This window comes from Kitasatospora sp. NPDC001539, from assembly GCF_040298565.1.
Taxonomy (GTDB): Bacteria; Actinomycetota; Actinomycetes; order Streptomycetales; family Streptomycetaceae; genus Kitasatospora.
In genome coordinates, this window is sequence record NZ_JBEPAK010000109.1 from 1 (window position 1) to 22,706 (window position 22,706).

The 22,706-nt window shown below is 73.5% G+C and carries 23 protein-coding genes and 1 pseudogene; 6 read left to right on the top strand and 18 right to left on the bottom strand.

Going from position 1 to position 22,706, the window contains the following annotated elements; genetic code table 11:
- The 6 genes from ABT247_RS18320 to ABT247_RS18345 all read right to left on the bottom strand — a co-directional run.
- On the bottom strand, window positions 1-196 hold a 196-nt coding region (locus tag ABT247_RS18320), incomplete at its 3' end, for a poly(ADP-ribose) glycohydrolase domain-containing protein (protein WP_350743827.1).
- A gap of 79 nt (window positions 197-275) precedes the next feature.
- Window positions 276-575: a hypothetical protein gene (locus tag ABT247_RS18325; RefSeq protein ID WP_350743828.1), complete on the bottom strand. Its 300-nt coding sequence runs from the start codon at window positions 573-575 to the stop codon at window positions 276-278.
- On the bottom strand, window positions 559-2,079 hold the full coding sequence (locus tag ABT247_RS18330; RefSeq protein ID WP_350743829.1) for a WXG100-like domain-containing protein: 1,521 nt from the start codon (window positions 2,077-2,079) through the stop codon (window positions 559-561). Before ABT247_RS18330 ends, ABT247_RS18325 begins: the two co-directional genes overlap by 17 nt.
- 158 nt (window positions 2,080-2,237) lie before the next feature.
- Window positions 2,238-2,369 carry a hypothetical protein gene (locus ABT247_RS18335; protein WP_267883882.1) on the bottom strand — a complete coding sequence of 44 codons (132 nt, stop codon included), beginning with the start codon at window positions 2,367-2,369 and terminating at the stop codon, window positions 2,238-2,240.
- Window positions 2,357-2,608, bottom strand: a complete 252-nt coding sequence (locus ABT247_RS18340; RefSeq protein ID WP_350743830.1) for a hypothetical protein — start codon at window positions 2,606-2,608, stop codon at window positions 2,357-2,359. The genes ABT247_RS18335 and ABT247_RS18340 overlap by 13 nt, the downstream gene beginning before the upstream one ends.
- Window positions 2,605-2,970, bottom strand: coding sequence for an ATP-binding protein (locus ABT247_RS18345; RefSeq protein ID WP_350743831.1), 366 nt, complete (start codon window positions 2,968-2,970; stop codon window positions 2,605-2,607). Before ABT247_RS18345 ends, ABT247_RS18340 begins: the two co-directional genes overlap by 4 nt.
- Window positions 2,971-3,251: 281 nt before the next feature.
- Here ABT247_RS18345 and ABT247_RS18350 point away from each other — a divergent pair, with 281 nt between their 5' ends.
- Both ABT247_RS18350 and ABT247_RS18355 read left to right on the top strand, forming a co-directional pair.
- Window positions 3,252-4,112, top strand: a complete 861-nt coding sequence (locus tag ABT247_RS18350) for a helix-turn-helix domain-containing protein (RefSeq protein WP_350743832.1) — start codon at window positions 3,252-3,254, stop codon at window positions 4,110-4,112.
- Complete coding sequence (locus ABT247_RS18355; protein ID WP_350743833.1) at window positions 4,105-4,305, top strand: DUF397 domain-containing protein; 201 nt, start codon at window positions 4,105-4,107, stop codon at window positions 4,303-4,305. Before ABT247_RS18350 ends, ABT247_RS18355 begins: the two co-directional genes overlap by 8 nt.
- 57 nt (window positions 4,306-4,362) lie before the next feature.
- Here the strand turns inward: ABT247_RS18355 and hutI are convergent, their stop codons facing one another.
- The 6 genes from hutI to ABT247_RS18385 form a co-directional block, all read right to left on the bottom strand.
- On the bottom strand, window positions 4,363-5,538 hold the full coding sequence (hutI, locus tag ABT247_RS18360) for an imidazolonepropionase (RefSeq protein WP_350743834.1): 1,176 nt from the start codon (window positions 5,536-5,538) through the stop codon (window positions 4,363-4,365).
- Between the two features lie 35 nt (window positions 5,539-5,573).
- Window positions 5,574-6,926 (bottom strand): formimidoylglutamate deiminase, encoded by a 1,353-nt coding sequence (locus ABT247_RS18365; RefSeq protein ID WP_502892466.1) that lies wholly within the window; start codon window positions 6,924-6,926, stop codon window positions 5,574-5,576.
- On the bottom strand, window positions 6,923-8,104 hold the full coding sequence (locus ABT247_RS18370; RefSeq protein WP_350743848.1) for an allantoate amidohydrolase: 1,182 nt from the start codon (window positions 8,102-8,104) through the stop codon (window positions 6,923-6,925). The genes ABT247_RS18365 and ABT247_RS18370 overlap by 4 nt, the downstream gene beginning before the upstream one ends.
- Before the next feature lie 20 nt (window positions 8,105-8,124).
- Complete coding sequence (gene hutU / locus ABT247_RS18375) at window positions 8,125-9,792, bottom strand: urocanate hydratase (RefSeq protein WP_350743836.1); 1,668 nt, start codon at window positions 9,790-9,792, stop codon at window positions 8,125-8,127.
- 372 nt (window positions 9,793-10,164) lie between these two features.
- Window positions 10,165-10,488, bottom strand: coding sequence for a hypothetical protein (locus ABT247_RS18380; RefSeq protein ID WP_350743837.1), 324 nt, complete (start codon window positions 10,486-10,488; stop codon window positions 10,165-10,167).
- Between the two features lie 57 nt (window positions 10,489-10,545).
- Window positions 10,546-11,415 carry a MurR/RpiR family transcriptional regulator gene (locus ABT247_RS18385; RefSeq protein WP_350743838.1) on the bottom strand — a complete coding sequence of 290 codons (870 nt, stop codon included), beginning with the start codon at window positions 11,413-11,415 and terminating at the stop codon, window positions 10,546-10,548.
- 225 nt (window positions 11,416-11,640) lie between these two features.
- On the opposite strand from ABT247_RS18385, the gene ABT247_RS18390 reads away from it, so the two are divergent.
- The gene (locus ABT247_RS18390; RefSeq protein ID WP_350743839.1) at window positions 11,641-12,060 is read left to right on the top strand and encodes a hypothetical protein; all 420 of its coding nucleotides are present in this window, start codon (window positions 11,641-11,643) and stop codon (window positions 12,058-12,060) included.
- 46 nt (window positions 12,061-12,106) lie between these two features.
- On the opposite strand, the gene hutH is transcribed toward ABT247_RS18390, so the two are convergent.
- Both hutH and ABT247_RS18400 read right to left on the bottom strand, forming a co-directional pair.
- Window positions 12,107-13,684, bottom strand: coding sequence for a histidine ammonia-lyase (gene hutH, locus ABT247_RS18395; protein WP_502892465.1), 1,578 nt, complete (start codon window positions 13,682-13,684; stop codon window positions 12,107-12,109).
- 103 nt (window positions 13,685-13,787) lie between these two features.
- Complete coding sequence (locus ABT247_RS18400; RefSeq protein WP_350743841.1) at window positions 13,788-14,996, bottom strand: macrolide family glycosyltransferase; 1,209 nt, start codon at window positions 14,994-14,996, stop codon at window positions 13,788-13,790.
- A gap of 122 nt (window positions 14,997-15,118) precedes the next feature.
- Here ABT247_RS18400 and ABT247_RS18405 point away from each other — a divergent pair, with 122 nt between their 5' ends.
- Window positions 15,119-15,718, top strand: coding sequence for a TetR/AcrR family transcriptional regulator (locus ABT247_RS18405; protein WP_350743842.1), 600 nt, complete (start codon window positions 15,119-15,121; stop codon window positions 15,716-15,718).
- Here ABT247_RS18405 and ABT247_RS18410 read toward each other — a convergent pair.
- The 4 genes and pseudogenes from ABT247_RS18410 to ABT247_RS18425 all read right to left on the bottom strand — a co-directional run bounded on the left by ABT247_RS18410 (window position 15,715) and on the right by ABT247_RS18425 (window position 20,586).
- On the bottom strand, window positions 15,715-16,086 hold the full coding sequence (locus ABT247_RS18410) for a hypothetical protein (RefSeq protein WP_350743843.1): 372 nt from the start codon (window positions 16,084-16,086) through the stop codon (window positions 15,715-15,717). The two genes, ABT247_RS18405 and ABT247_RS18410, sit on opposite strands and share 4 nt — an antisense overlap.
- 885 nt (window positions 16,087-16,971) lie before the next feature.
- Window positions 16,972-18,087, bottom strand: a pseudogene (locus ABT247_RS18415) (GGDEF domain-containing protein); the annotation flags it as partial.
- A 265-nt stretch (window positions 18,088-18,352) separates the two neighbouring features.
- A complete protein-coding gene (locus ABT247_RS18420; RefSeq protein WP_392899874.1) occupies window positions 18,353-19,501 on the bottom strand; it encodes an adenylate/guanylate cyclase domain-containing protein in 1,149 nt (382 codons plus the stop codon).
- Window positions 19,502-19,647: 146 nt separating this feature from the next.
- Window positions 19,648-20,586 carry a biotin--[acetyl-CoA-carboxylase] ligase gene (locus tag ABT247_RS18425; RefSeq protein ID WP_350743845.1) on the bottom strand — a complete coding sequence of 313 codons (939 nt, stop codon included), beginning with the start codon at window positions 20,584-20,586 and terminating at the stop codon, window positions 19,648-19,650.
- Between the two features lie 245 nt (window positions 20,587-20,831).
- Between ABT247_RS18425 and ABT247_RS18430 the strand changes: the two genes are divergently transcribed.
- Together ABT247_RS18430 and ABT247_RS18435 are read left to right on the top strand one after the other, a co-directional pair.
- A complete protein-coding gene (locus ABT247_RS18430) occupies window positions 20,832-22,421 on the top strand; it encodes an acyl-CoA carboxylase subunit beta (protein ID WP_350743846.1) in 1,590 nt (529 codons plus the stop codon).
- A 29-nt stretch (window positions 22,422-22,450) separates the two neighbouring features.
- Window positions 22,451-22,672 carry an acyl-CoA carboxylase subunit epsilon gene (locus tag ABT247_RS18435; protein WP_350743847.1) on the top strand — a complete coding sequence of 74 codons (222 nt, stop codon included), beginning with the start codon at window positions 22,451-22,453 and terminating at the stop codon, window positions 22,670-22,672.
- Window positions 22,673-22,706: the final 34 nt, after the last annotated feature.

Genomic DNA, 22,706 nt, shown 5'->3' on the forward strand with positions numbered 1-22,706 from the left:
GCAGGTCGGTCGAGGCCCGGTGGGCGTCGTAGTAGTCGGGCGCCTGGAGCAGGCACGAGTACAGCAGCGCACTGCGGCACAGGTCCTCCTCCTGGCGACTTCCTGCGCCGGGCCAACCGATGCGATTGACACCCGTGACCATGGCGGCCTGCGCTGTCAGCACCGGGGCCTCCGGCTCCAGCGCTTCCTGGAACACAGGGCGACCCCCCGGTCTCGGTTGACAGCGGGCGCCCGCGAAAGCCCTCGACCTGGGTGGGCGAGGGCCTTCGCGTGTTTCAGCGTTGCTCGCCGCGCTCGCTCGTCCTGCGCTGCATGTCCATCAGCATGGCCAGGGTCTCGGAGTGGACCGTGGGCTCGCCGTCGTCCAGGTCGTCATCGTCGTCGGTGGCCTGGGGGTTCTGGCGTGCCTGCGGGAGCAGTTCGTCGTAGCGGGGGTCGCCGGGCTGGATCTTGTGCCAGCCGTCGTAGTGGTAGCCCTCCGCGGTCCTGCCGCCGTACTTCTGCCAGATGGTGACGCCGTCGGCGTCGAGCATCGGGTGCGCGGTGACTTCGTAGGGCTCAGAATGCTCGTTCAAAGTACTCCTTCAGGATCTTCGCGGCCTCGCGGTCGCCGAATGTGAACGCCTTCAGCTTGTTCGCGGTCCAGTGGTTGAACGCCTCGGCGAAGAACTCGTGCGGCTGGCGGGTGTAGGCGTCCAGTTTCGGGTTGGCGCCGATCCGGTCGAGGACCTGCTGCTGGACATGCTGCCAGTCCGCCTGTCGGCTCTTGAAGCCATAGGCCTCGTCGACGGCGTGCCCGAACTCGTGGACGGCGACGCTGCTGGGCGTCTCGGCGCTCGAGTTGATGAGGAGCCTGCGCTCCAGGGGCAGGTACATGCCGTGTACGTTCTCCGCGGGTGCGCTGCCGCCCACCGGTTTGACCCCGGCGAGGTGGAAGCCGCCCGGGAGTTCGGTGATGGGCCTGGGGCCGATGCTGATGCCGCCGCCGGGCGCGGCCTTCAGGTAGTCCCAGACGTGGTTGAAGACCTTGGGCGGCACGCGCGCCAGCTCCGTGGTCACCTTCGCGACGCTCGGGTGGGCCTCGACGTACTCGCGCGGGGGCTGCCTGCCGGGCATCGGCAGCTCGACCGGTTTGGCGTGCCTGGGCACGTACGGCGCGTTCTCGGTGGAGCGTGCGCGGGGCCCGGCGGCGCTGCCGACGGCGCCGAGGACGAGGTCGAGGGGCATGACGGGGCCGGTCTTGAAGGCGGTGTCGTAGCCGTAGGTGAGGCCGGCGCCGGTGATCATGCGGCCGGGGACGGTGTCGGCGGCGCCCGCGACCTTGGCGAGGCTCGCGAGGGCGACGGAGGCGTTCTCGGTGGTCTCCGCGGCGGTGGTCACGACGCGGGCGCCGGCGCCGAGGCCGCCGCCGGCGCCGCCCATGATGCCGCCGGTCTTGGCGGAGTCGGCGGCCTCGGTGAGGCTGTAGCCGCCGTCGCCGAACAGCTCGACGCGGATGGGCTGGGCGACCGCCAGGTCGACGGTGATGGCCTCCACCGCGCCGAAGGCGGCGCCGACCAGCACGGTGGCGGCGATGGTGGCGATGGCCTCGGAGACGGTGACACCTACGGCCGCGGCGGTGGCGACGATGCCCGCGGCGGTGGCGGCGGCGATGTCCGCCGAGATGCTGAAGGTGACGATGGCCAGGGCGGCGCCGACGACGAGGGTGCCGCCGACGATCGCGGCCTCCTCCTCCAGCTTCTTGATCGCCTTGTCGACCTCGTGGGCGAAGTCGCGCAGCGCCTTCGCGAGGGCGCGGCAGACGTCGGCGGTCTCGGGCAGCCAGCCCTTGCCCTTGCCCGCGGCGTCCTTGCCGCCGTAGTACCGGGCCCAGAACTTGCCGAAGGCATCGATCGCAGGGCCGTGGTTGTTGGCGACGATGGCGGCGGCGGCCTGGTTGGTAGGGGCGGTGACGTTGTCGATGGCGGTGGCCATCGCCTCCCACGCGTCGGCCACCGTGCGTAGCTTGTCCGGGTCGGCGTCCGGCCACCACATGCCGGTGACCTTCTGCACGGCCTTCGCGGCCGCGGACTCACCCATGCGTCACCCCGTACACGTTCACGGAACTCACCACTACGGTCATGAGATCGACGAACCGGCTGACGGGGTTTCACGCGGTGGGCGTGATCCCGCTCACGCGGGGTTGTGATTGCCCGCGAGGCCCCCGGCCTGGGTGGGCGAGGGCCTGCGCGTGGGCGTCAGGACCGGTCGTCGCGGTGCTCGGGGCGGGGCATCCTGAGGGTGGCGAGGACACCGAGGGCGACGGTGGCGATCGCGAGGGCGAGCAGGGCGAGGAGGACCGCACCGACGAAGAACTTCACCGGCGCCACGGCTCGTCCCTCTCCAGGTCTCGAAGGAGGTGGAGGAGGTTGAGGAGAGTGCTCACCGGGGAGTTGCCGAAGTCGATCAGGATGCGGCCGTCGAGGGTCTTCTCGCCGGGCGCGGCGGAGCCCCAGAGAAGGCCGTGCGGGAGGCCACGGCGGTGCAACTCGCCGATCAGGGCGGTGATTTGAGTTTCGGTGTAGTCGCGCATCCGGGGGTCGTCCGGGGCGATGGGGTCGCGGCTCACGCGTCGGAGTCCAGCTCGTACCAGGTGGCCTTGCCGCGCTTCTGCGGGTCGACGCCCCAGCGGTCGGTGAGGCCCTCGACCAGCTGGAGGCCCCGGCCGGTCTCGGCGAGGCCGGCGGACGTTCGCGGCTGCGGGAGGGCGTCGCTCTCGTCGGAGACGGTGACCCGGAGCGTCTGGTCGAGGATGGAGAACCAGACGACGGGCGCGGGGGTCCCGGCGTGGCGCCAGGCGTTGACGATCAGCTCGCAGAGGGCGAGTTCGGCGTTGAAGACGGCGTCGGCGTCCCAGCCGCCGCTGCGGGTCATGGCGTCCCGCAGGGCCTGCCGGGAGAGGGTGAGCGAGGGGGTGTTACGGATGCACACGGGAACCTCCGTGAGGCGGGGTGTGGGAGAGGCATGACGGTCGTCACCGTGAGCCAGGCCGGGGCGGCGGCTGCTCTTCGGCGTGCGGGCAGCAGGCGCCTACCGCCCTGAATTCAGGATTTACTGACGATCCGTCGGATCCAGCTACAGCGAAGGTAGCGCATCCGCTCTTTAATTAAAGCCAAACGGGAGAAGGTTCCTCCACACGAGGGAACGAGCCCGGATAGCTCCTCCGACGACTGGCGCGGCACACTGGCCTCTGCACCGGCAGAGAGGACGCCATGGCACTTCGGATCCCCACCCTTCGTCAGCGACGGCTCGGCGCCGAACTGCGAAGGATGAGAGAGCAGGCCGGCTTCGGCGGCAGCCACCTCGCCAGGCTGCTCGGGGTGACTCCCGCCCTGGTGAGTCAGATGGAGATCGGAAAGTCGGCCGTCAGCGTGGCCCGCCTGCACGAGATCGCGGAAGCCTGCATGTGCGCCAATGCCCCTCTGGTCGAAGCGCTCGCCGACATGGCCAGGGAGCGGGACGCGGCCTGGTGGGATGAGTATCGAACGGCACTCGCAGCCGCCCCGATCGATGTCGCGGAGATCGAAGGGCGCGCGAAGAGGCTCACGAGCTTCACCATCGGCATCGTCCCAGGACTGCTACAGACGAACTCGTATGCGACTGCGGTGTTCGCAACAGGGTTCACCTCGCTCCCCGATCGAGAGGTCGATCGCAGAGTGAAGTTTCGGCTGCGGAGGCAGCAGGTCATCCGGTCCGGCGAAACGCCGTACACGGCACTCGTTCACGAAGCAGCGTTGCGTATCCAGTACGGCGGGCCGGCAGTACTCAAGGAACAGCTCGATTCCCTCGTCCGGGACTCCGAACTCCCGAACGTCTCACTGCGAGTCGTGCCCTTTGCGACAGCAAACTTCCCCGGCCCCAGTGAAAACCTGCTCTACGCGGAGGGGCCGGTACCAGAGCTGGACACGGTGCAGGCCGACTCGTCTCACGGCTCCCACATCTTCGACTCACCCGCCCAGCTGGCGGGCTACCGCGCAATCTTGGAGCGGCTCAAAGCCGTCGCGCTCCCGGAGAACGAGTCTCGCGATCACATTCGCTCGATCATGAAGGAAATGAAAGACAGGCATGAATAGCACCGACTGGCAGAAGTCCAGCTTCAGTGAGGCAAACAACAACTGCGTCGAGGTGCGCGCACTCGAAGGGGTGGTCGAACTCCGGGAGTCCGACGAAGGCGAGGTCATCGTCCGGACCACTCGCCCCACCTTCGCCACGTTCCTCCAGGCCGCCAAGGCAGGCGAGTTCGACCACCTGACCACCACCCCCTGAGCGCGAAGCCCCCGCGCCCGCCACCCCGGGGCGCGGGGGCCGTCCACAGTCCGGGCCTCAGACCTCCCGGACGCCCGCGCGCCAGACCGCCGCCGTCAGGGGTACGCCCGGCCGGTAGGCCAGGTGGACGTGCGAGGGGGCGTCCAGCAGCAGCAGGTCCGCCCGGGAGCCGACCGCGACGGTGCCGACGTCCGTGCGCCGCAGCGCGTGGGCGCCTCCGGCGGTCGCGGCCCAGACCGCCTCGTCCGGGGTCATGCCCATCTCGCGCACCGCCACCGCGATGCAGAACGCCATTGAGCTGGTGAAGCTGGAGCCCGGGTTGCAGTCGGTGGACAGCGCCACCACGGCTCCCGCGTCCAGCAGCCGGCGGCCGCTCGGGTACTCGGCGCGGGTGGAGAACTCCGCCCCCGGCAGCAGGGTCGCGACCGTCGCCGAGCCGGCCAGCGCCGCCACGTCCTCGTCCGTCAGGTGGGTGCAGTGGTCCGCCGAGGCGGCCCCCAGCTCGACGGCGAGCTGCACGCCCGGCCCGTACGTCAGCTGGTTGGCGTGCACCCGGGGGGTGAGGCCGCGCTCGATGCCGGCGGTCAGGACGGCCCGCGCCTGGTCGCCGTCGAAGGCGCCCTTCTCGCAGAACACGTCCACCCAGCGGGCGTGCGGGGCGCAGGCGTCCAGCATCTCGCCGGTGACCAGGTCGACGTAGCCGGCCGGGTCCTCGGCGTACTCGGGGGCGACGATGTGCGCGCCCAGGTAGGTGGTCTCGGGCGTGTGCTTCGCGGCGACCCGCAGCGCCCGGGCCTCGTCCTCGACCGTCAGCCCGTAACCGGACTTGCACTCGATGGTGGTGGTGCCCTGCCGCACCGCCTCCCGGACGAACCGGGCGACGTTGGCCTCCAGTTCCTCGTCGCTCGCGGCCCGGGTGGCCGCCACCGTGGTGCGGATGCCGCCCGCCGAGTAGGACTGGCCGGACATCCGGGCGTTGAACTCGGCGGTGCGGTCGCCCGCGAACACCAGGTGGGCGTGCGAGTCGACGAAGCCGGGCAGCAGCGCCCGGCCCCCGGCGTCGAAGCGCTCGTCCGCGGCCGGGGCCTGCGCCGCCGGGCCGACCCAGGCGACGGTGCCGCCGTCGACCACCACGGCCGCGTCGGTGAGCAGCCCGAGCGGCCCGGTGCCGTGCCCGGGGTCGTTGGTGACCAGGCTGCCGATGCCCGTGATCACAGTGGTCTTGGTGCTCAAGTCAACGCCTTCCGAAGGGAGTCGGACAACAAGGTTCAGCAGTCCAGCGCGCCGATCGCGGAGCGCAGCGCCGCCGGCACGTCGCCCACCAGCTGGTGCACGCCGTCCCGCACGACGTGCCGCCCGCCGACCACCAGGTGCCGCACGTCCGCCGCCGAGGCGGCGAAGACGGCGATCTCGGCGCCGAGCCGGGGCGGCGGGCCCGCCGTGCGAACCGTGTCCAGGGCGATCGCCGTGAAGTCGGCGAGCGATCCGGCCTCGATCCGCCCGGCCTCCGGCCAGCCGAGCGAGGCGTGCCCGTCCTCGCCGCCGGCCCGCAGCAGGGCGTTGGCCGTCCAGTGGCCGCGGGTGCGGGTGCGCAGCCGCTCGTCCAGTTCCAGGGCGCGGGCCTCCTCGAACGGGTCGATCACCGCGTGGCTGTCGCTGCCCAGGGTGATCGGGCTGCCCGCCGAGGCGAGCCGGCGGGCCGGGCCGATGCCGTCCGCGAGGTCCCGCTCGGTGGTGGGGCACATGCAGACGGCGGTGGAGGAGTCGGTGAGGAGCCTGACGTCCTCCTCGGTGAGGTGGGTGGCGTGCACGGCCGAGGTGCGCGGGCCGAGCGCGCCGTGGTCGGCGAGCAGCCGGGTCGGGGTGACGCCGTGCGCGGCGAGGCAGGCGTCGTTCTCGGCGGTCTGCTCGGACAGGTGGACGTGCAGCGGCGCCCCGCGCACCGCCGCCCACTGCGCGACGGTGCCCAGCTGCTCCGCCGGGACGGCCCGGACGGAGTGGATGGCGGCGCCGATCCGGGCGTGCTCGCGCGGCTTGAGCGCGTCCGCCCGGACCGCCCAGGCCTCGGCGTCGCCGTCGCTGAACCGCAGCTGCGGGTGGCTGGGCGCGGCGCCGAAGCCGGAGGACAGGTAGCAGGTGTCCAGCAGGGTGATCCGGATGCCGGCCCGCGCGGCGGCCTCGATCAGCGCCTCCCCCATCGCGTTGGGGTCGGCGTAGCGGGCGCCGCCGGGCGCGTGGTGCAGGTAGTGGAACTCGCCGACGGCCGAGATCCCGGCGAGCGCCATCTCGGCGTAGACGGCGGTGGCGAGTTCCAGGTAGGCGTCCGGGTCGAGCGCGCCGGCGAACCGGTACATGGTGTCGCGCCAGGTCCAGAAGGTGCCGGAGCCGACCTGGACGTGCCCGCGCAGCGCCCGGTGGAAGGCGTGCGAGTGGGCGTTCGCGTGGCCGGGCAGCACCAGCCCGTCGAGGCGTACGGCGCCGGGCGGGCAGGGTCCGCTGTCGGGGGTGACGCCGGTGATCCGGCCGTCCGGGCCGGTGGCGATCAGCACGTCCTGCTCGACCACCGGCCCGTTGGGGTGCGGCAGCCAGGCGTACTGCGCCCAGTAGCTCACTGCGGTCACTGGCACGCCAGGTCCTCCAGTACGTCGGCGAGGGCGGCGACCCCGGCCAGGCAGTCGGCCGTCTCGGCGTGCTCGGCCGGGGAGTGCGAGACGCCGGTGGGGTTGCGCACGAACAGCATGGCGGTCGGGATCGCGGACGCCAGGATGCCGGCGTCGTGTCCGGCGCCGGTGGGCAGCACCGGCGCGTCCAGCAGCTTCGCGAGCCGGTCGCGCAGCGGGCCGTCGAAGTCCACCACCGGGGTGTAGGACTCGCGGGTCAGCTCGACCCGGACGCCGTCGCGCCCGCCCCGCTCGGCGGCGGCCCGCTCGATCTCGGCGACGAGTTCGGTGAGGGTGGCCTCGTCGGCGGCGCGGGAGTCCAGCCAGCCGCGCACCAGCGAGGCGATCGCGTTGGTGCCGTTGGGCTCGACGGCGACCTTGCCGAAGGTGGCCAGCGCACCTGCGAGCTTCGCCTTCTTGCGGGCGGCGAGCACGGTGTTGGCGAAGGTCAGCATCGGGTCGCGGCGGTCCTCGATCCGGGTGGTGCCGGCGTGGTTGGCCTCGCCGTGGAAGTCGAACCGCCACCGGCCGTGCGGCCAGATCGCGCTGGCCACGCCGACCGGCTGCCCCTCGGCGAGGTGGCGGCCCTGCTCGACGTGGAGCTCGACGAAGGCGCCGATCCGGGCCAGCCGCTCGTCGTCGGCGCCGAGCGCGGTCGGGTCGTAGCCGGCCCGCTCCATCGCGTCGGGCAGCCGCACGCCGTCGGCGTCGCGCAGCTCGAACGCGGCCTCGCGGGAGAGCACCCCCGAGCTGAGCCGGGAGCCGATGCAGGCCACCCCGAACCGGGCACCCTCCTCGTCACCGAAGTTGACGATCGCCAGCGGCCTGGTGAACTCGGCTCCCCTGGCGCGCAGTTCGTCCAGCGCGGCGAAGGAGGAGACCACCCCGAGCGGGCCGTCGAAGGCGCCGCCGTCCGGGACGGAGTCCAGGTGCGAGCCGGTGACGACCGCACCCCCGGCGGTCGGGTCGCCCAGCCAGGCCCACTGGTTGCCGTTGCGGTCCAGCTCGTAGGTCAGGCCGCGGTCGCGGGCCTGCTGCTCGAACCAGGCGCGGCACTCGGCGTCGGCGGAGTTCCAGGCGAAGCGGCGGTAGCCGCCGGAGGAGGCGGAGCGGCCCACGGGGAGCAGCTCCGCCCACATCTCCTCGAAGGACGGAACCGTCACAGTTCACCCATCGGGACGCGGACCCCGCGCTCGGCGGCGACCTCGGTGGCGCGGTCGTAGCCGGCGTCCACGTGCCGGATGACGCCCATGCCGGGGTCGTTGGTGAGCACCCGGCGGATCTTCTCGCCCGCCAGGGCCGTGCCGTCGGCGACGGTGACCTGGCCGGCGTGGATCGAGCGGCCGATGCCGACGCCGCCGCCGTGGTGGATGGACACCCAGGAGGCGCCGGAGGCCACGTTGACCATGGCGTTGAGCAGCGGCCAGTCGGCGATCGCGTCGGAGCCGTCCAGCATGGCCTCGGTCTCGCGGTACGGGGAGGCCACCGAGCCGCAGTCCAGGTGGTCGCGGCCGATCACGATCGGGGCGGACAGCTCGCCGGAGGCGACCATGTCGTTGAAGCGCTCGCCGGCCTTGTCGCGCTCGCCGTAGCCGAGCCAGCAGATCCGCGCGGGCAGGCCCTGGAAGTGCACCTTCTCCTGGGCCATCCGGATCCAGCGGGCCAGCGACTCGTTCTCCGGGAAGAGGTCGAGGACGGCCTTGTCGGTCTTGTGGATGTCCTGCGGGTCGCCGGACAGCGCGGCCCAGCGGAACGGGCCCTTGCCCTCGCAGAACAGCGGGCGGATGTACGCCGGGACGAAGCCGGGGAAGGCGAAGGCGCGGTCGTAGCCGGCCAGCTGGGCCTCGCCGCGGATCGAGTTGCCGTAGTCGAAGACCTCGGCGCCGCGGTCCAGGAAGCCGACCATCGCCTCGACGTGCCGGGCCATCGACTCGCGGGAGCGCTGGGTGAACTCGGCGGGCTTGGCGGCCGCGTAGTCCGCCATGTCCTCGAAGGCGACGCCGACCGGCAGGTAGCTGAGCGGGTCGTGGGCGCTGGTCTGGTCGGTGACGATGTCGATCGGGGCGTCCATCGCGAGCAGCTGCGGGACCAGCTCGGCGGCGTTGCCGAGCACGCCGATGGACAGCGGCTGCCGCTTGTCGCGGGCTTCCACGGCCAGCTGGAGAGCGTGGGACAGGTCCTTGGCCTCGACGTCCAGGTAGCGGTGCTCGATCCGGCGGGAGATCCGCGACGGGTCGCAGTCGATGCAGATCGCCACGCCGCCGTTCATGGTGACGGCCAGCGGCTGGGCGCCGCCCATGCCGCCGAGCCCGGCGGTGAGGGTGATGGTGCCCTCCAGCGTGCCGTTGAAGCGCTTGTTGGCGACGGCGGCAAAGGTCTCGTAGGTGCCCTGGAGGATGCCCTGGGTGCCGATGTAGATCCAGGAGCCGGCGGTCATCTGGCCGTACATGGTGAGCCCGAGGCTCTCCAGGCGGCGGAACTCCTCCCAGTTGGCCCAGTCGCCGACCAGGTTGGAGTTGGCGATCAGCACGCGCGGCGCCCACTCGTGGGTCTGCATCACGCCGACCGGCCGGCCGGACTGGACCAGCATGGTCTCGTCCTGCTTCAGCCCCTGCAGCGTCTTCACCATGGCGTCGAAGGAGCGCCAGTCCCGCGCCGCCTTGCCGGTGCCGCCGTACACGACCAGCTTCGACGGGTGCTCGGCCACCTCGGGGTCGAGGTTGTTCATCAGCATCCGCAGGGCAGCCTCCTGCTGCCACCCCTGCGCCGTGAGTCCCGTCCCGCGCGCCGCGCGCACCTCTCGCGGCCCGCTCGTCTGCTGCACCATGTCCCGGCCTCCTGCGGATGGATTCATTCAGGCTCTGTTCGGCTGAATATATCTAAACAGCGAACGTTCGACCAGACCCCGCCACCATCCGATCAGCGCCGGCACCGGCCGACTTGGCGCGCCGGCCCGGACCCGGCGAACACCAGCCACTCGGCCCAGTACGGGGGCGGAGGGCGCGACGGCGGCCGTCACCGGCCCGCGGGAACCGTGCGGGCACCGCACGGCCCCCGGGGCGTGCGGTGCGGCGGGCACGGCGCAGCCCGCCCACTTCTCCACCGCCCACCGCTCCGCGGCCCGTCGAACCGGGGACGGGCACCCGCCGAACCCGGACGGACGGACTCCCCGGTCCGCGCCCGCACCGGGCGAACACGCTCAGGCCGCCGCGTCGCCGCCGTCCCAGTCGATGCCGATCTCGGCGAGCCAGCGGCGGTCGTCCGCGTCCGGGGCGGGCGGGGACGGCGGGCGGGGGACGTTCTGGACGGGGCCGAGGCCGTAGCGCTCGGCAGCGGCGGCGGCGCGGGCGTCGGGTTCGATGACGCCGACGTGGACGGCGGACTCGTCGCCCGGATCGAGGACGGTCAGTTCGGGATCGGGCAGGCGCCGCAGGGTGACGCGGCGTCCGCAGGTGGGGCAGGACCATTCGTCGGCACCCGAGGCGAGGCGGCCGACGAACTTCATCTCGTGGATCACGCGCATGGCGGCACCCCCTGCTGTAGGGGATGCCCGGCTTCGGGGCGAGTAGTCCTTCGGCCGTTATTCCAGGAAGAGCCCGCGCGCCGCCGCCGACTGCTCGATCGCCTCCAACCTGGCCTCCGCACCAGGGAGTTCGTCGCACATGGTCTGCAGCAGCACCCGGCCGAGCATCATCGGCGCGCAGGCGGTGTCGAAGACCAGCCCGGTGCCGACGGCCGCGGGCAGCATCAGGTCGGAGAGCTTGGCGACCGGGGAGAAGGCGCTGTCGGCCACCGTGAGCACGGTCAGTCCGCAGTCCCGGGCGACCACCAGAGCGTCCATCAACTCCCGCGGGTAGCGCGGCAGCGCGAAGCAGAGCAGCGCGGTGGCGCCCGCCGCGGTGGCCTGTTCCAGCCGGTCGGCGAGCATGCTGCCGCCCTCGTCCAGCAGCCGGATGTCCGGGTGCACCTTGGCCGCGAAGTACGCGAAGCCGCGCGCCTGCGCCGAGGCGGCCCGCAGGCCGAGCACCGGCAGCGGGCGGGAGGCGGCGAGCAGCCGGGCGGCCCGGGTGATCGGCTCGGTGTCGGCGAGCAGTTCGGCGAGGTGGCGCAGGTGCTCGATCTCGGCCAGCACCGCCTGCTGGTGCTCGTTGCGCACGGCGTCGGCCGGGGTCTCCGGCGCGGCCGGCTCGCCCGCGCCGAGGTCGCGCAGCTGCTTGCGCAGCGCCGGGTAGCCGTCGTACCCGAGCGCGACCGCGAAGCGGGTGACGGAGGGCTGGCTCACCCCGGCGAGTTCGGCGACCTCGACGCTGGACAGGAACGGCGCCTCGGTGGCGTGCCGGACCAGCGAGTGGGCGATCCGGCGCTGGGTGGGCGTCAGCCGGTGCCCTTCGAACAGCTGCAGCAACCGGGCGGAGGGGCCGACGGCGCCGGCCTCGTCGGTGGCGGTCATCAGCGGTACCTCCGGATGCGAGCGGTTCGGACGACGACTGTGCAGCAGCGCGGCGCGCCTGGCAAAGACGTCTCGTACGGCGGGATGCCCCGTGGGACGTCCCGAGGATCGGACGGCGGGCCCGGCCGGAAGGGCTCGGGGGGAACCCTGATTTCCCCCTGACCCCGCCCGGATTCCCCCCGCGAACGGATGGACCGGGCCCCGCAGCGGCCCCAGGCTATGGGCATGGACACTCGCCAGGACGATCTGCGGCGCGACCTCGACGCCACCCTGCAGGCCCGCAAGGAACTCGGCAAGGAGTACGAGGACGCGCTCGTCGACTCCTTCATGAAGCGCCTCGACGCCCGCCTGGACGCCCGGGGCGGTCGCCCGGCCGGCGAGCGGACGGACGGCTACGGGCCCTCCTACCGGGACCGGGGCCACGACCGGGACCGCCGCGGCTGGGCGCCCGGCCGGTCCGGCAACCGCCTGGCGGTGGTCTCGCTGGCCTTCGGCATCCCGCTGACCGCGATCGCCAGCAGCCCCGAGGGCGGCGGCTTCGTCGGTCTGCTGGTGTGCTGGGCGGGGATCGTCGGGGTCAACCTCGCGGCCGCGCTGGGCAACCGCCACGACCGCCGGGACCGCCCGCGGGGCGACTGGGACTGAGCCGGTCCGCACGGCCCGGCCCCGTCGCCCCGCATCCGCAGCAGATCTAGGCCAGCGGCCCGGTGACCTGTTCCACCGCCCGCACCAGGCCCCCCGAGGCGACCAGCGCGGCGGCGGCCTCCAGGTCCGGCGAGAGGAAGCGGTCCCGGCCGGCGCCGCCGACCCCCGCCTCACGGGCGGCGGCCAGCGCGGCCGCGGTGGCCGGGGCGAGCCGGCTGCCCGAGTCGGCCTGCTGACGGATCTCCAGCGCGCGGGCCGCAGCGGTCAGTTCGACGGCCAGGATCCGGCCGAGGTTCTCCACCGCCTGGCGCAGCTTGCGGGCGGCCGACCAGCCCATCGACACGTGGTCCTCCTGCATCGCGGAGGACGGGATGGAGTCGACCGAGGCCGGGACGGCGAGCCGCTTGTTCTCGCTGACCAGTGCCGCCTGGGTGTACTGGGCGATCATCAGGCCCGAGTCCACGCCCGGGTCGTCCGCCAGGAAGGCCGGCAGGCCGTGCGAGCGGGCCTTGTCGAGCAGCCGGTCGGTGCGGCGCTCGGAGATCGAGCCGAGGTCGGCGGCCGCGATGGCGAGGAAGTCCAGCACGTACGCGACGGGTGCGCCGTGGAAGTTGCCGTTGGACTCGACCCGGCCGTCCGGCAGCACCACCGGGTTGTCGACCGAGGCGGCTAGCTCGCGCGAGGCGACCAGCTGGGCGTGCGCCAGGGTGTCCCGGCCGGCTCCGGCCACCTGCGGGGCGCAGCGGATGGAGTAGGCGTCCTGGACGCGCGGCGCGTCGTCCTGGTGGTGGCCGGTGAGTCCGGAGCCCTTGAGCACGGCCAGCATGTTGGCGGCGCTGAGCGCCTGCCCGGGGTGGGGGCGGATCGGGGCGTGCAGCTCGGGGGCGAGCACCTTCTCGGTGCCGAGCAGCGCCTCCAGGCTCATCGCGGCGGTGATGTCGGCGGTGGTGAACAGCCGCTGGAGGTCGGCGATGGCCATCACCAGCATGCCGAGCATGCCGTCGGTGCCGTTGATGAGGGCCAGGCCCTCCTTCTCCAGCAGCTCGACCGGTTCGATGCCGGCGGCGGCCAGCAGCTCGGCGACGGGCTTCTCCACCCCGTCCGGGCCGGTGGCGGTCCCCTCCCCCATCAGCACCAGCGCGCAGTGCGACAGCGGGGCGAGGTCGCCGGAGCAGCCGAGCGAGCCGAACTCCCGGACCACCGGGGTGATGCCCGCGTTGAGCAGGGCGGCCATGGTCTGGGCGACCAGGGGGCGGACGCCGGTGCGGCCCGAGGCCAGCGTCTTCATCCGCAGGAACGTCAGCGCGCGGACCACCTCGCGCTCGACCACCGGCCCCATGCCGGCCGCGTGCGAGCGCACCAGGGAGCGCTGCAGCTGGGCGCGCAGCTCGGGGCTGATGTGCCGGACGGCGAGGGCGCCGAAGCCGGTCGACACGCCGTAGACGGGGCGCGGTTCGGCGGCGAGGGCGTCGATCCGGGCGCGGGCGGCCGCCATCTCGGCGAGCGCGTCGGGGCCGATCTCGACCCGGGCGTTGCCCCGGGCGACGGCCAGCACGTCCTCCGCACTGACGTCGGCCTTGCCGACCTGGACCAGCGGAGCGTCGGGGGCCACAGCACTGTGCATATCCATATACACAATCACACCAGGTGAATGAAGATATGACAACAGCTGCTCACCATCCGGATTCTCCGCCGCCCCGGTCCGCACCGCACGCCCGGGCCCTCCGCTACCCCCGGGCCGACACCAGCTCGGCCTCGATCAGGTCCGCCGCCCGCCCGGTACCGCCCTCGGCGCGACCGGCCGCGGCCAGGGCCGACAGCCGCCCGGGCACCGCGGGGTCGTCGACCAGCTCCAGCAGCGCGGCCCGCAGCTCCTCCGGGCCGGCCGCGGTGTCGAGGCGGCGGGCGACACCGAGGCCGACCAGGGCGTCCGCGTTCGCGAACTGGTCGGCGCCCTGCGGCACGGCGATCATCGGCACGGCGTGGAACAGCCCCTCGCTGGAGCCTCCCATGCCCGCGTGGGTGACGAAGGCGTCGGCCTGCGCGAGCACCGACAGCTGGGGCACCCAGCGGTGCACCTCGACGGTGCCGGGCACCTCGCCCAGCTCGGCCAGGTCGGTGTGCGCGCCGATCTGCAGCACGGTGTGCCAGCCGGGAAGGTCGCCGAAGGCCCGGACGCAGGCCCGGTAGAAGGCGGGCTGGTTGGTGTAGGCGGAGCCGAGCGAGACCAGCAGCACCTTCTCGGCACCGGCCGGGCGCTGCCACGCGCCCTGCTCGGCGCGGTCGCCGAAGCAGGGCCCGACGAACGTCACCCGCTTCTCGTCCACCCGGTCGGCGTTCGGCTGCAGGGCGCGCGGGATGAGGGCGATCGCCCGCTCCGGGCGGCCCTTGAAGGCGTCCACGTCGCGCTGCACCGCACCGGCTCCGGCCAGCCAGTCGGCGAACCGGCGGTAGTGCTCGGCCCCGCCGGGCGCCGTGCGGACCGCGTCGAACACCTCCGGGAAGTCCTCCTCGAAGCCCTCCCAGCCGACGTACGTGGGCGACAGCTGCACCACCGGCACGCCGAGCCGCTCGCCGAGCGCCCGCCCGGCGAAGCCCGCGATGTCGCAGAGCACCAGGTCGGGGCGGTCGGCGCCGCCGTCGAAGTGCTCCAGCAGGACGGGCCACATGGCCAGCGCGTCGTCGAGGAAGAGCTCCTGCAGCGCCACCGGGTCCGTGGCCCAGCCCGCCGGGTCGTCGGTGAGCGGCAGCGTCGACGGGTACGGCACGAAGCCGGCGCCGGTGGACTCGACGACCTCCCGGAAGCGGGGGGCGTTGACGTAGCTGACCCGGTGGCCCCGGGCGACCAGCTCCGCGATCACGGCCAGGCTGGGATTGACGTGGCCGTGGGCCGGGATGGAGACCATCAGGATGTGGGCGGGGTGGGAGCGGGTCATGGATGCACCTCCGGGGTCGCGGACGACGGGATGACGAGAATCGCCTAGACGAGACGTTGCGTCTCGCGATCTCGACGACAGATACGATACGTCTCGTCTCGTTGCCCGGCAAAGGATTTCCCATGGCCCCCAGAACCAGCCCCGACCCCGCCCGCCGCAGCGAACGCTCGCGCGCGGCCGTCCTCGCCGCCGCCCACGAACTCGTCTCCGAGGTCGGCTTCGGCAAGCTCACCATCGAGGCGATCGCCGCCCGGGCCGGCGTCGGCAAGCAGACCATCTACCGGTGGTGGCCCTCCAAGGGGGCGGTCGTCTTCGACGCCTTCCTCGCCGCCACCGGACAGGGCGGCGACATCGCCCTCCCCGACACCGGCGACCTCGCCGCCGACCTGCGGACGGTCCTGCGCGGCTCCGCAGACGAGCTCACCGACCCCGCGCTCGACCGCACCTACCGCGCCCTCAGCGCCGAGATCCTCAACGACCCGGCGCTGCAGGCCGAGTACCGCACCCGGCTGCTGGATCCGCTGCTGGAGGTCACCCGCGACCGTTTCCGCACCGCCCGCGAAACCGGCCGGATCCCCTCCGACACCGACCTCGACCTCGCCGTGGAACTCCTCTACGGCCCGCTGTACTACCGCTGGATGCACCAACTCGGCCCGCTCGACCACGACCACGCGGACCGCCTGGTCGACGCCGTGCTCCGCGCCCTCGGGGCCGACGGCTAACGGCCGTTGCGCCGCCTGACCAGGTGCACCAGCAGCGCCACGACCAGCACGATCCCCAGCACCGCGGCGAGGAGCCAGCCGAACACCGCGTCCAGCGCCCGCCCGACGACGCTGCGGCGGACCTTCCGGACGCGCCGCGACGCCGCCTGGTCCGTGATCCGGTGCGCCCGCAGACCCGCCCTCAGCCGCGGCGCCCGCTCGGGCGCCGTCGGCGCGGGGGTCGTCCGTACGGGCGACGGGACGGTCTGAACCGGTCGGGCCACCGGGGTGGCCGTCACCGCGGCCGCCGACGCCGGGCCGGCCGTCGCCACCCCTCCCCCGAACACCAGCACCCCGGCCACCGCCGCGCCCACCAACCATCCGTCCACCGTCTCCCCCCGCTCCCCGCTCCCCGGTCCGCCCCCGCCACCATCCCACCGCCCCGGCCCCTCGCGGCAGCCCCCGGGACCGAACCGCGACCCACCCGCGACCCCGCGGTCACCGAACCGGGACGAAGCAGCGCCCACCGTCCACCCGCCGGGCGCCCGACCCCCGGCGCCCGTACGGGGCGGTCCTCACATCGCCGGCGGTGAGGCCGCTCCCGCCAGGGCCACCGCGACCAGCGCCCGCATCGCGGAGGCGGCCTGCCCCAGCGGCAGGGTCGCGTCGTCGGCGAAGAGCTCGACCAGCCACCCGCCCGCCGCGTTCTGCCCGCCCGCGGCGACCATCCCCCGGTAGCCGGAGACGACCAGCATCGCCTCCTCCGCCGGGTCGTTGCCCGCCGCACCCGCGCGCAGCGCGAACGCGCCGCCCCGCACGGCCCGGCGGGTCATCGGGTAGTGCCGCAGGTCGAACACGGCGTCCGGGGCCTCGATCTGGGCCCGCTGGGTCTCGGCGCGGGTGCTGCTCGGTCCGCTGGTCATCCGGTAGACGGCGTGCTGGGAGGTGCGCATCAGATGGGATCCGGGCGGCACGTAGGAGACCCACCAGCCGACCGCGTCGAGCAGCCGGGCGGAGGTCTCGGCGACCACGACCAGCTTGGCGAGGGTGTCGGCCGGGTGGACGGCCCGGGCGGCCGCGGCCTGGTCGAGCGCCGAGAGGACGGCGGTGAGCAGCTGACCGGGGTCTGCGCTGTGGGCGGCACCGCGGAAGCGCCGCCGGTCGCCCGTACCGGCCCGTCCGCCCGGTCCCCGGCGGCCGTCGGCGCGGTGCTGCGGGTCGGCCGCGTCGGCGAGCAGCACGGTGGGGTCGGGCGAGAAGCCCGGGCCGTGGCTGCGCCCGGCGACGACGGGGTGGGCGGCGCGGGCGGCCTTGGCCCGGTACTGGGCGGCGTCGGCGAGCCGGAAGAGCCGGTCGGGCGTGGTGACCGGGCCGATGGAGTCCCCGGTGGAGGCGACGCCGCAGGCGACCCCCTCGCCCTCGGACAGTGCCAGCGCCCGCGCGCACAGCTCCTCGGCGACGGCGACCACCTCGTCGGCCTTCTGACCCTCCACCAGCAGGCAGAACTCGTCACCGCCGAGCCGGGCGGCGAGGCTCCCGGGGAGTTTGGCGGCGGCGAGCGAGAGCTGGTGGGCGAACCGTTCCAGCAGCCGGTCGCCCATCTCGTGGCCGAGCTGGTCGTTGACCCGCTTCAGCCCGTTGACGTCGCAGACCACCAGCGACACCACGGTGTTGTCCCGGTTGTGCGCCTCCAGCGCGCTCTCCAGCCGGGCGTCGACCGCGCGGCGGTTGGCCAGGCCGGTGAGCGGGTCGGAGAAGGCGAGCTTGCGCAGGTCGGCGAGGCGTTCGGTCTGGGCGAGGCCGGCCGAGACCTGGGCGGCGAGCAGGGTCGCGTAGTCCGCGTCGGCCTGGGTGAACGCGGGCATCCCGGTCGACCGGGCGAGGTAGAGCTCGCCCCAGGCCTGCCCGTGCAGCACGATCGGCGCGACCACGCAGCAGGCGCGCCCGCGCCGGCGCAGCGCCGCGGCGCGTTCCTGGCAGTACGCGCCGGCGGTCGGGTGGGTGTGGCCGGTGTACGGTTCGTCGTTCTCCGCGGTCTGCAGCCAGGCGCGGGGCAGGCGCCCGGTGCTCCAGCGCTCCTCCAGGTAGGTCACGATCTCCGGGAAGTCCGCGACCGGGTACGACTCGTCCTCCGGCAGCTCCTCCTCGCCGGGGGCGAGCTGCCCGTGGTTGACCAGGACCCGCAGGCGGCCGGATTCGCGGTCCCAGACGGAGACGGCCGCCATGGTGGCGCCGAGCGCCTCGGTGGCCCGGGCGGCGGCGGCCCGGACGGCCTCCAGCGGGGTGAGCGCACCGGCCATGTCCTGGGCGAGTTCGACCACCGCCTGCAGCCGCAGGTCGGGCAGCGCGTCGGAGCGCGGGCCATCGCAGTCGCAGCCGCGGTCCGTCATGATCGCCTCACTGCTCACCGGCTCGCCTCGCTCCCTGTGCTCGGTCCTGCCAGACCCCCGTAGCCGATCGCACCCGTCCGGCCGCTTGCACCAAGACTATGGCGATTTCGTCGGGTTATGCCCCGTTTGCCCGGACGGACCCGCCCGGCGACCGTACGGCTTTCAACCGTTCGGCCACGCGAGGGGCGCCCCGCGGGAAACGCCGTGCCACGGAGGGCACCGGCCCCCGGGAGTCCCTCCCCTCCCCGCCGCGGGCACCCGCCGGCTACTCCGCCTTCAGGTGCCGCGACAGCAGCCACGGCTCGACCAGCCCGAGGCCCCGGACCGGCCGCCGCCACATCGGCTGCAGGTGGAAGCGGGCCCCGTCGTCCGGCCCCGGCACCGGCAGACCGGAGGCCGGCATCCCGGCGGCCACCGACAGCGCCTCCGCCAGGCCCGGCCCCTCGGAGTCCGGCGGGGCGACGCTGCCGTTCTGCTCCAGCGCGGCGGCGAACTGCCCGTCGACCAGCACCGCGTCCTTGGGCGCGATCGAGGTGAGCCGGCTGGCCAGGTTCACGGTGGTGCCGAAGACGTCCCCCATCCGCTGGGTGACCGTCCCGAAGGCCATGCCGACCCGCAGCGCCGGGATGGTGTCGTCCTCGGCCAGCGCCTCGATCAGGCTCAGGGCGATCTCGCCGGCCGTCGCCGGGTCCTCGGAGACGTACAGGATCTCGTCGCCGAGGGTCTTGATCACCCGGCCGCCCTGCCCCGCGATCAGGTCGGAGCAGGTGTTCTCGAAGGTCTCGACCAGCTCGCCGAGCTCCTCCTCCTCCAGGCGCCGCGACAGCCGGGTGAAGCCGACCAGGTCCGCGAAGCCGACGGCGAGCCGGCCGCTGGTGATCTCGTGGTCCTCGGCGGCCTGCACCACCCGGCCGGTGACGGCGGCCAGCTGGCGCCGCCAGACGTACACCAGGAACTGCTCCAGCTCCGGCAGCAGCAGCTCGACCAGCGGGTAGGCCACGTCGGCGCGGGTCAGCCCGGGCTCGGCGGACTGGGTGAGGTTCTCCAGGAAGGTGTCCATCTGCCAGCCGGCCAGCCGGGCCGTGGTCTGGCCGGTGGAGCGGGCCACCTGGATCGCCATCGACTCGCTGAGCAGCCCGGACTCGACCAGGCCGGCGAGACGCCGCAGGGCGATCACGTCGCCGTCGGTGAGCGCCCGGGACTGCCCGATGTCGGGGAAGCCCATGGCCCGCCAGAAGCGGGTGGCCAGCTCCATCGGGACGTCGGCGGCGCGCGCGGCCTGGTACGGGGTGTAGCGGCGTGGCGCGTCCAGGATCAGGCGTTCCAGTTCGAGCGCGACCGTGGGGTCGTGGTTGCCCGCCGTACCGCCGCTGCCGTCCTCTGCCACCGGTTCGTCCCCGTGCGGTTGCCGCACTTGCCTCGTTTCCTACCTGTCCGGGCGCGCCGCCCGCCACCCGGGCGGACAGTGGCGCGCCTCACACCGCTGCCAGGTGGAATGTTCGCACGGAATCCCGTGATCCGGGGCATCCGCCCGGGTCAAGGGGTGGTGAAGACTGCCGTTCAGCGCGCTTCGGGGCGGACGTGGACGACGTCCCCCGCGCCGACCGCCCGGCGCACGCCGTCGGCCGTACGGACCACCAGGCGGCCGTCCCCGTCGATCGCCACCGCCTCGCCGACCAGTTCCCGGTCGCCCGGCAGATGGACCCTCACCTGGCGGCCGAGCGTGGTGCAGCGGTCCGCGTAGGCGCGCATCAGGTCGCTCGCGTGCGGGTCCCCGGCGGCGGCCGTCCACTCGCCGTACAGCGTGGCGAACTCCCGCAGCAGCGCGCGCAGCAGGACGGAGCGGTCCGTGGTCCCGGCGCCGGCCAGCGCGAGCGAGGCGGCGGTGGGGACGGGCAGCTCCTCCTGGCGCAGCGACACGTTCAGCCCCATCCCGGCCACCACGGCGCCGCCGCTCAGCTCGGTGAGGATGCCGCCGAGCTTGCGCTCCGCGCCGTCGATGTCCACCTGGAGGTCGTTGGGCCACTTCAGTCCGACGTCGACCCCGGCCACCCGGCCGAGGGTGCTGGCCGCGGCCACCCCCACCAGGATCGGCAGCCAGCCGTACCGCTCGACCGGCACGCCCTCGGGGCGCAGCAGGAAGGACAGGAACAGCCCGGAGCGGGCGGGGGCGGTCCACTGCCGGTCCAGCCGGCCGCGCGCCGCGCTCTGCGCCTCGGCGACCAGCACCGCGCCCTGGGGGGCGCCGGCCCGGGCCCGCTCGGCGAGGTCGGTGTTGGTGGAGCCGGTCTCCGCGACGACGTCCAGCGAGGTCCAGAGCCCGCCCGGGACGAGCAGGTCCCGGCGCAGCGTGCCCTCGTCCAGCGGGGGCCGGTCCAGGTCGGTCCAGGGCGACGGTCCGGTCCGGCCGAAGCCGCGCAGGCCGCTGCGGCGGGGGGCGGCGGGGGTGTCCGGAGTGCCGGGGGCGTCTGACGCGTCGGGTGTGTCGGGTGCGGTCATGGTCAGCACACTAGGTCAGCGCACCAGGACGTGCCGGAGGCGCAGTCCGATCCATCGTCCCGCACAACGCGCGCCGACACACTGTGTCGATGGCCATAACGCCAGGACATGACGCATCGCCCTGCGCGCTGGCTACGCTACCCAACGGTAGTTCGCAGCGCCGCCCTGCCCTCAAGCGCGGGCCCCCGACTCCGGCCCGCGCGCAATCGAACAGGTCGCGGCCCAGGATCAGGGAGAGCCACCGGATGACCGAGGCGCCGTACGACCCCCACACCACCGCCGGCAAGCTCGCCGACCTGCGGCGCAGGCTGGACGAGGCGGTGCACTCCGGCTCGGCCAAGGCCGTGGAGAAGCAGCACGCCAAGGGCAAGCTGACCGCGCGTGAGCGGGTCGTCGAGCTGCTGGACGAGGACTCCTTCGTCGAGTTCGACGAGTTCGCCCGGCACCGCTCCACCAACTTCGGCCAGGAGCGGAACCGCCCGTACGGCGACGGTGTGGTGACGGGCTACGGCACCATCGACGGCCGTCAGGTCGCGGTCTTCGCCCAGGACTTCACCGTCTTCGGCGGCTCGCTCGGCGAGGTCTTCGGCGAGAAGATCGTCAAGGTGATGGACTTCGCGCTGAAGACCGGCTGCCCGGTCATCGGCATCAACGACTCCGGCGGCGCCCGGATCCAGGAGGGCGTGGTCTCGCTCGGCCTCTACGGCGAGATCTTCCGCCGCAACGTGCACGCCTCGGGCGTCATCCCGCAGATCTCGCTGATCATGGGCCCCTGCGCCGGCGGCGCGGTCTACTCCCCCGCGATCACCGACTTCGTGGTGATGGCCGACCAGACCTCGCACATGTTCATCACCGGCCCGGACGTGATCAAGACGGTGACCGGCGAGGACGTCGGCATGGAGGAGCTGGGCGGCGCCCGCACCCACAACACCAGGTCCGGCAACGCGCACTACCTGGCCACGGACGAGAAGGAGGCGATCGAGTACGTCAAGAGCCTGCTCTCGTACCTGCCCTCCAACAACCTGAGCGACCCGCCGTCCTACCCCGAGCAGGCGGACCTCACGGTCACCGCCGAGGACCTCGAACTCGACACCATCGTGCCGGACTCGGCGAACCAGCCGTACGACATGCACAAGGTGATCGAGCACGTCCTGGACGACGGCGAGTTCCTGGAGACCCAGCCGCTGTACGCGGGCAACATCATCACCGGCTTCGGCCGGGTCGAGGGCCACGCCGTCGGCATCGTCGGCAACCAGCCGATGGACCTGGCCGGCTGCCTGGACATCAACGCCAGCGAGAAGGCCGCCCGCTTCATCCGCACCTGCGACTCGTTCAACATCCCGGTGCTGACCTTCGTCGACGTGCCCGGCTTCCTGCCCGGCACCGAGCAGGAGTGGGACGGCATCATCCGCCGCGGCGCCAAGCTGATCTACGCCTACGCCGAGGCCACCGTCCCGCTGATCACCGTGATCACCCGCAAGGCCTTCGGCGGCGCGTACGACGTCATGGGCTCCAAGCACCTGGGCGCCGACCTCAACCTGGCCTGGCCGACCGCGCAGATCGCGGTGATGGGCGCCCAGGGCGCGGTGAACATCCTGCACCGCCGGGAGATCGCCGAGGCCGAGGCCGCCGGCACCGTCGAGGAGAAGCGCGCCGAGCTGATCGCCTCGTACGAGGACACCCTGCTGAACCCGTACCTGGCGGCCGAGCGCGGCTACGTCGACGCGGTGATCGCCCCGAGCGAGACCCGCCGGCACATCGTCCGGGGCCTGCGGGCGCTGCGCGGCAAGCGCGAGGTGCTGCCGCCCAAGAAGCACGGCAACATCCCCCTGTAGGCCCCTTCCCTGTCGGGAGAGAAAAAGCCATGTCCCCGATCCACGTGCTGCACGGGCAGCCGACCCCCGAGGAGCTCGCCACCGTCCTGGCGGTGGTCCAGGCCCGGGCCGCCGCCGCGCAGGCCGCCGCCGAGGCGGCGCGCCGGGCGGGCGTCGGCCCGGCCTCCCCCTGGAACGACCGTTCCCGCCTGCTCCGCCCCGCCCTCCACCCGGGCGTCAACGCCTGGCGGACGTCGGGCTGGGCGCGCTGAGTCGAGCGGCACGGCGCGGGACGTCGGCCCGACC

What these genes read in the sequence shown, in the direction of transcription:
- ABT247_RS18350 (WP_350743832.1), top strand. Translation starts at nt 3,252, where the DNA reads ATGGCACTTCGGATCCCCACCCTTCGTCAGCGACGGCTCGGCGCCGAA.
- hutH (WP_502892465.1), bottom strand. Translation starts at nt 13,684, where the DNA reads ATGCACAGTGCTGTGGCCCCCGACGCTCCGCTGGTCCAGGTCGGCAAG.
- ABT247_RS18435 (WP_350743847.1), top strand. Translation starts at nt 22,451, where the DNA reads ATGTCCCCGATCCACGTGCTGCACGGGCAGCCGACCCCCGAGGAGCTC.
- ABT247_RS18370 (WP_350743848.1), bottom strand. Translation starts at nt 8,104, where the DNA reads ATGTGGGCGGAGCTGCTCCCCGTGGGCCGCTCCGCCTCCTCCGGCGGC.
- ABT247_RS18385 (WP_350743838.1), bottom strand. Translation starts at nt 11,415, where the DNA reads ATGACCGCCACCGACGAGGCCGGCGCCGTCGGCCCCTCCGCCCGGTTG.
- ABT247_RS18355 (WP_350743833.1), top strand. Translation starts at nt 4,105, where the DNA reads ATGAATAGCACCGACTGGCAGAAGTCCAGCTTCAGTGAGGCAAACAAC.
- hutU (WP_350743836.1), bottom strand. Translation starts at nt 9,792, where the DNA reads ATGGTGCAGCAGACGAGCGGGCCGCGAGAGGTGCGCGCGGCGCGCGGG.
- ABT247_RS18425 (WP_350743845.1), bottom strand. Translation starts at nt 20,586, where the DNA reads ATGACCGCACCCGACACACCCGACGCGTCAGACGCCCCCGGCACTCCG.
- ABT247_RS18400 (WP_350743841.1), bottom strand. Translation starts at nt 14,996, where the DNA reads ATGACCCGCTCCCACCCCGCCCACATCCTGATGGTCTCCATCCCGGCC.
- ABT247_RS18405 (WP_350743842.1), top strand. Translation starts at nt 15,119, where the DNA reads ATGGCCCCCAGAACCAGCCCCGACCCCGCCCGCCGCAGCGAACGCTCG.
- ABT247_RS18330 (WP_350743829.1), bottom strand. Translation starts at nt 2,079, where the DNA reads ATGGGTGAGTCCGCGGCCGCGAAGGCCGTGCAGAAGGTCACCGGCATG.
- ABT247_RS18390 (WP_350743839.1), top strand. Translation starts at nt 11,641, where the DNA reads ATGGACACTCGCCAGGACGATCTGCGGCGCGACCTCGACGCCACCCTG.
- ABT247_RS18430 (WP_350743846.1), top strand. Translation starts at nt 20,832, where the DNA reads ATGACCGAGGCGCCGTACGACCCCCACACCACCGCCGGCAAGCTCGCC.
- ABT247_RS18380 (WP_350743837.1), bottom strand. Translation starts at nt 10,488, where the DNA reads ATGCGCGTGATCCACGAGATGAAGTTCGTCGGCCGCCTCGCCTCGGGT.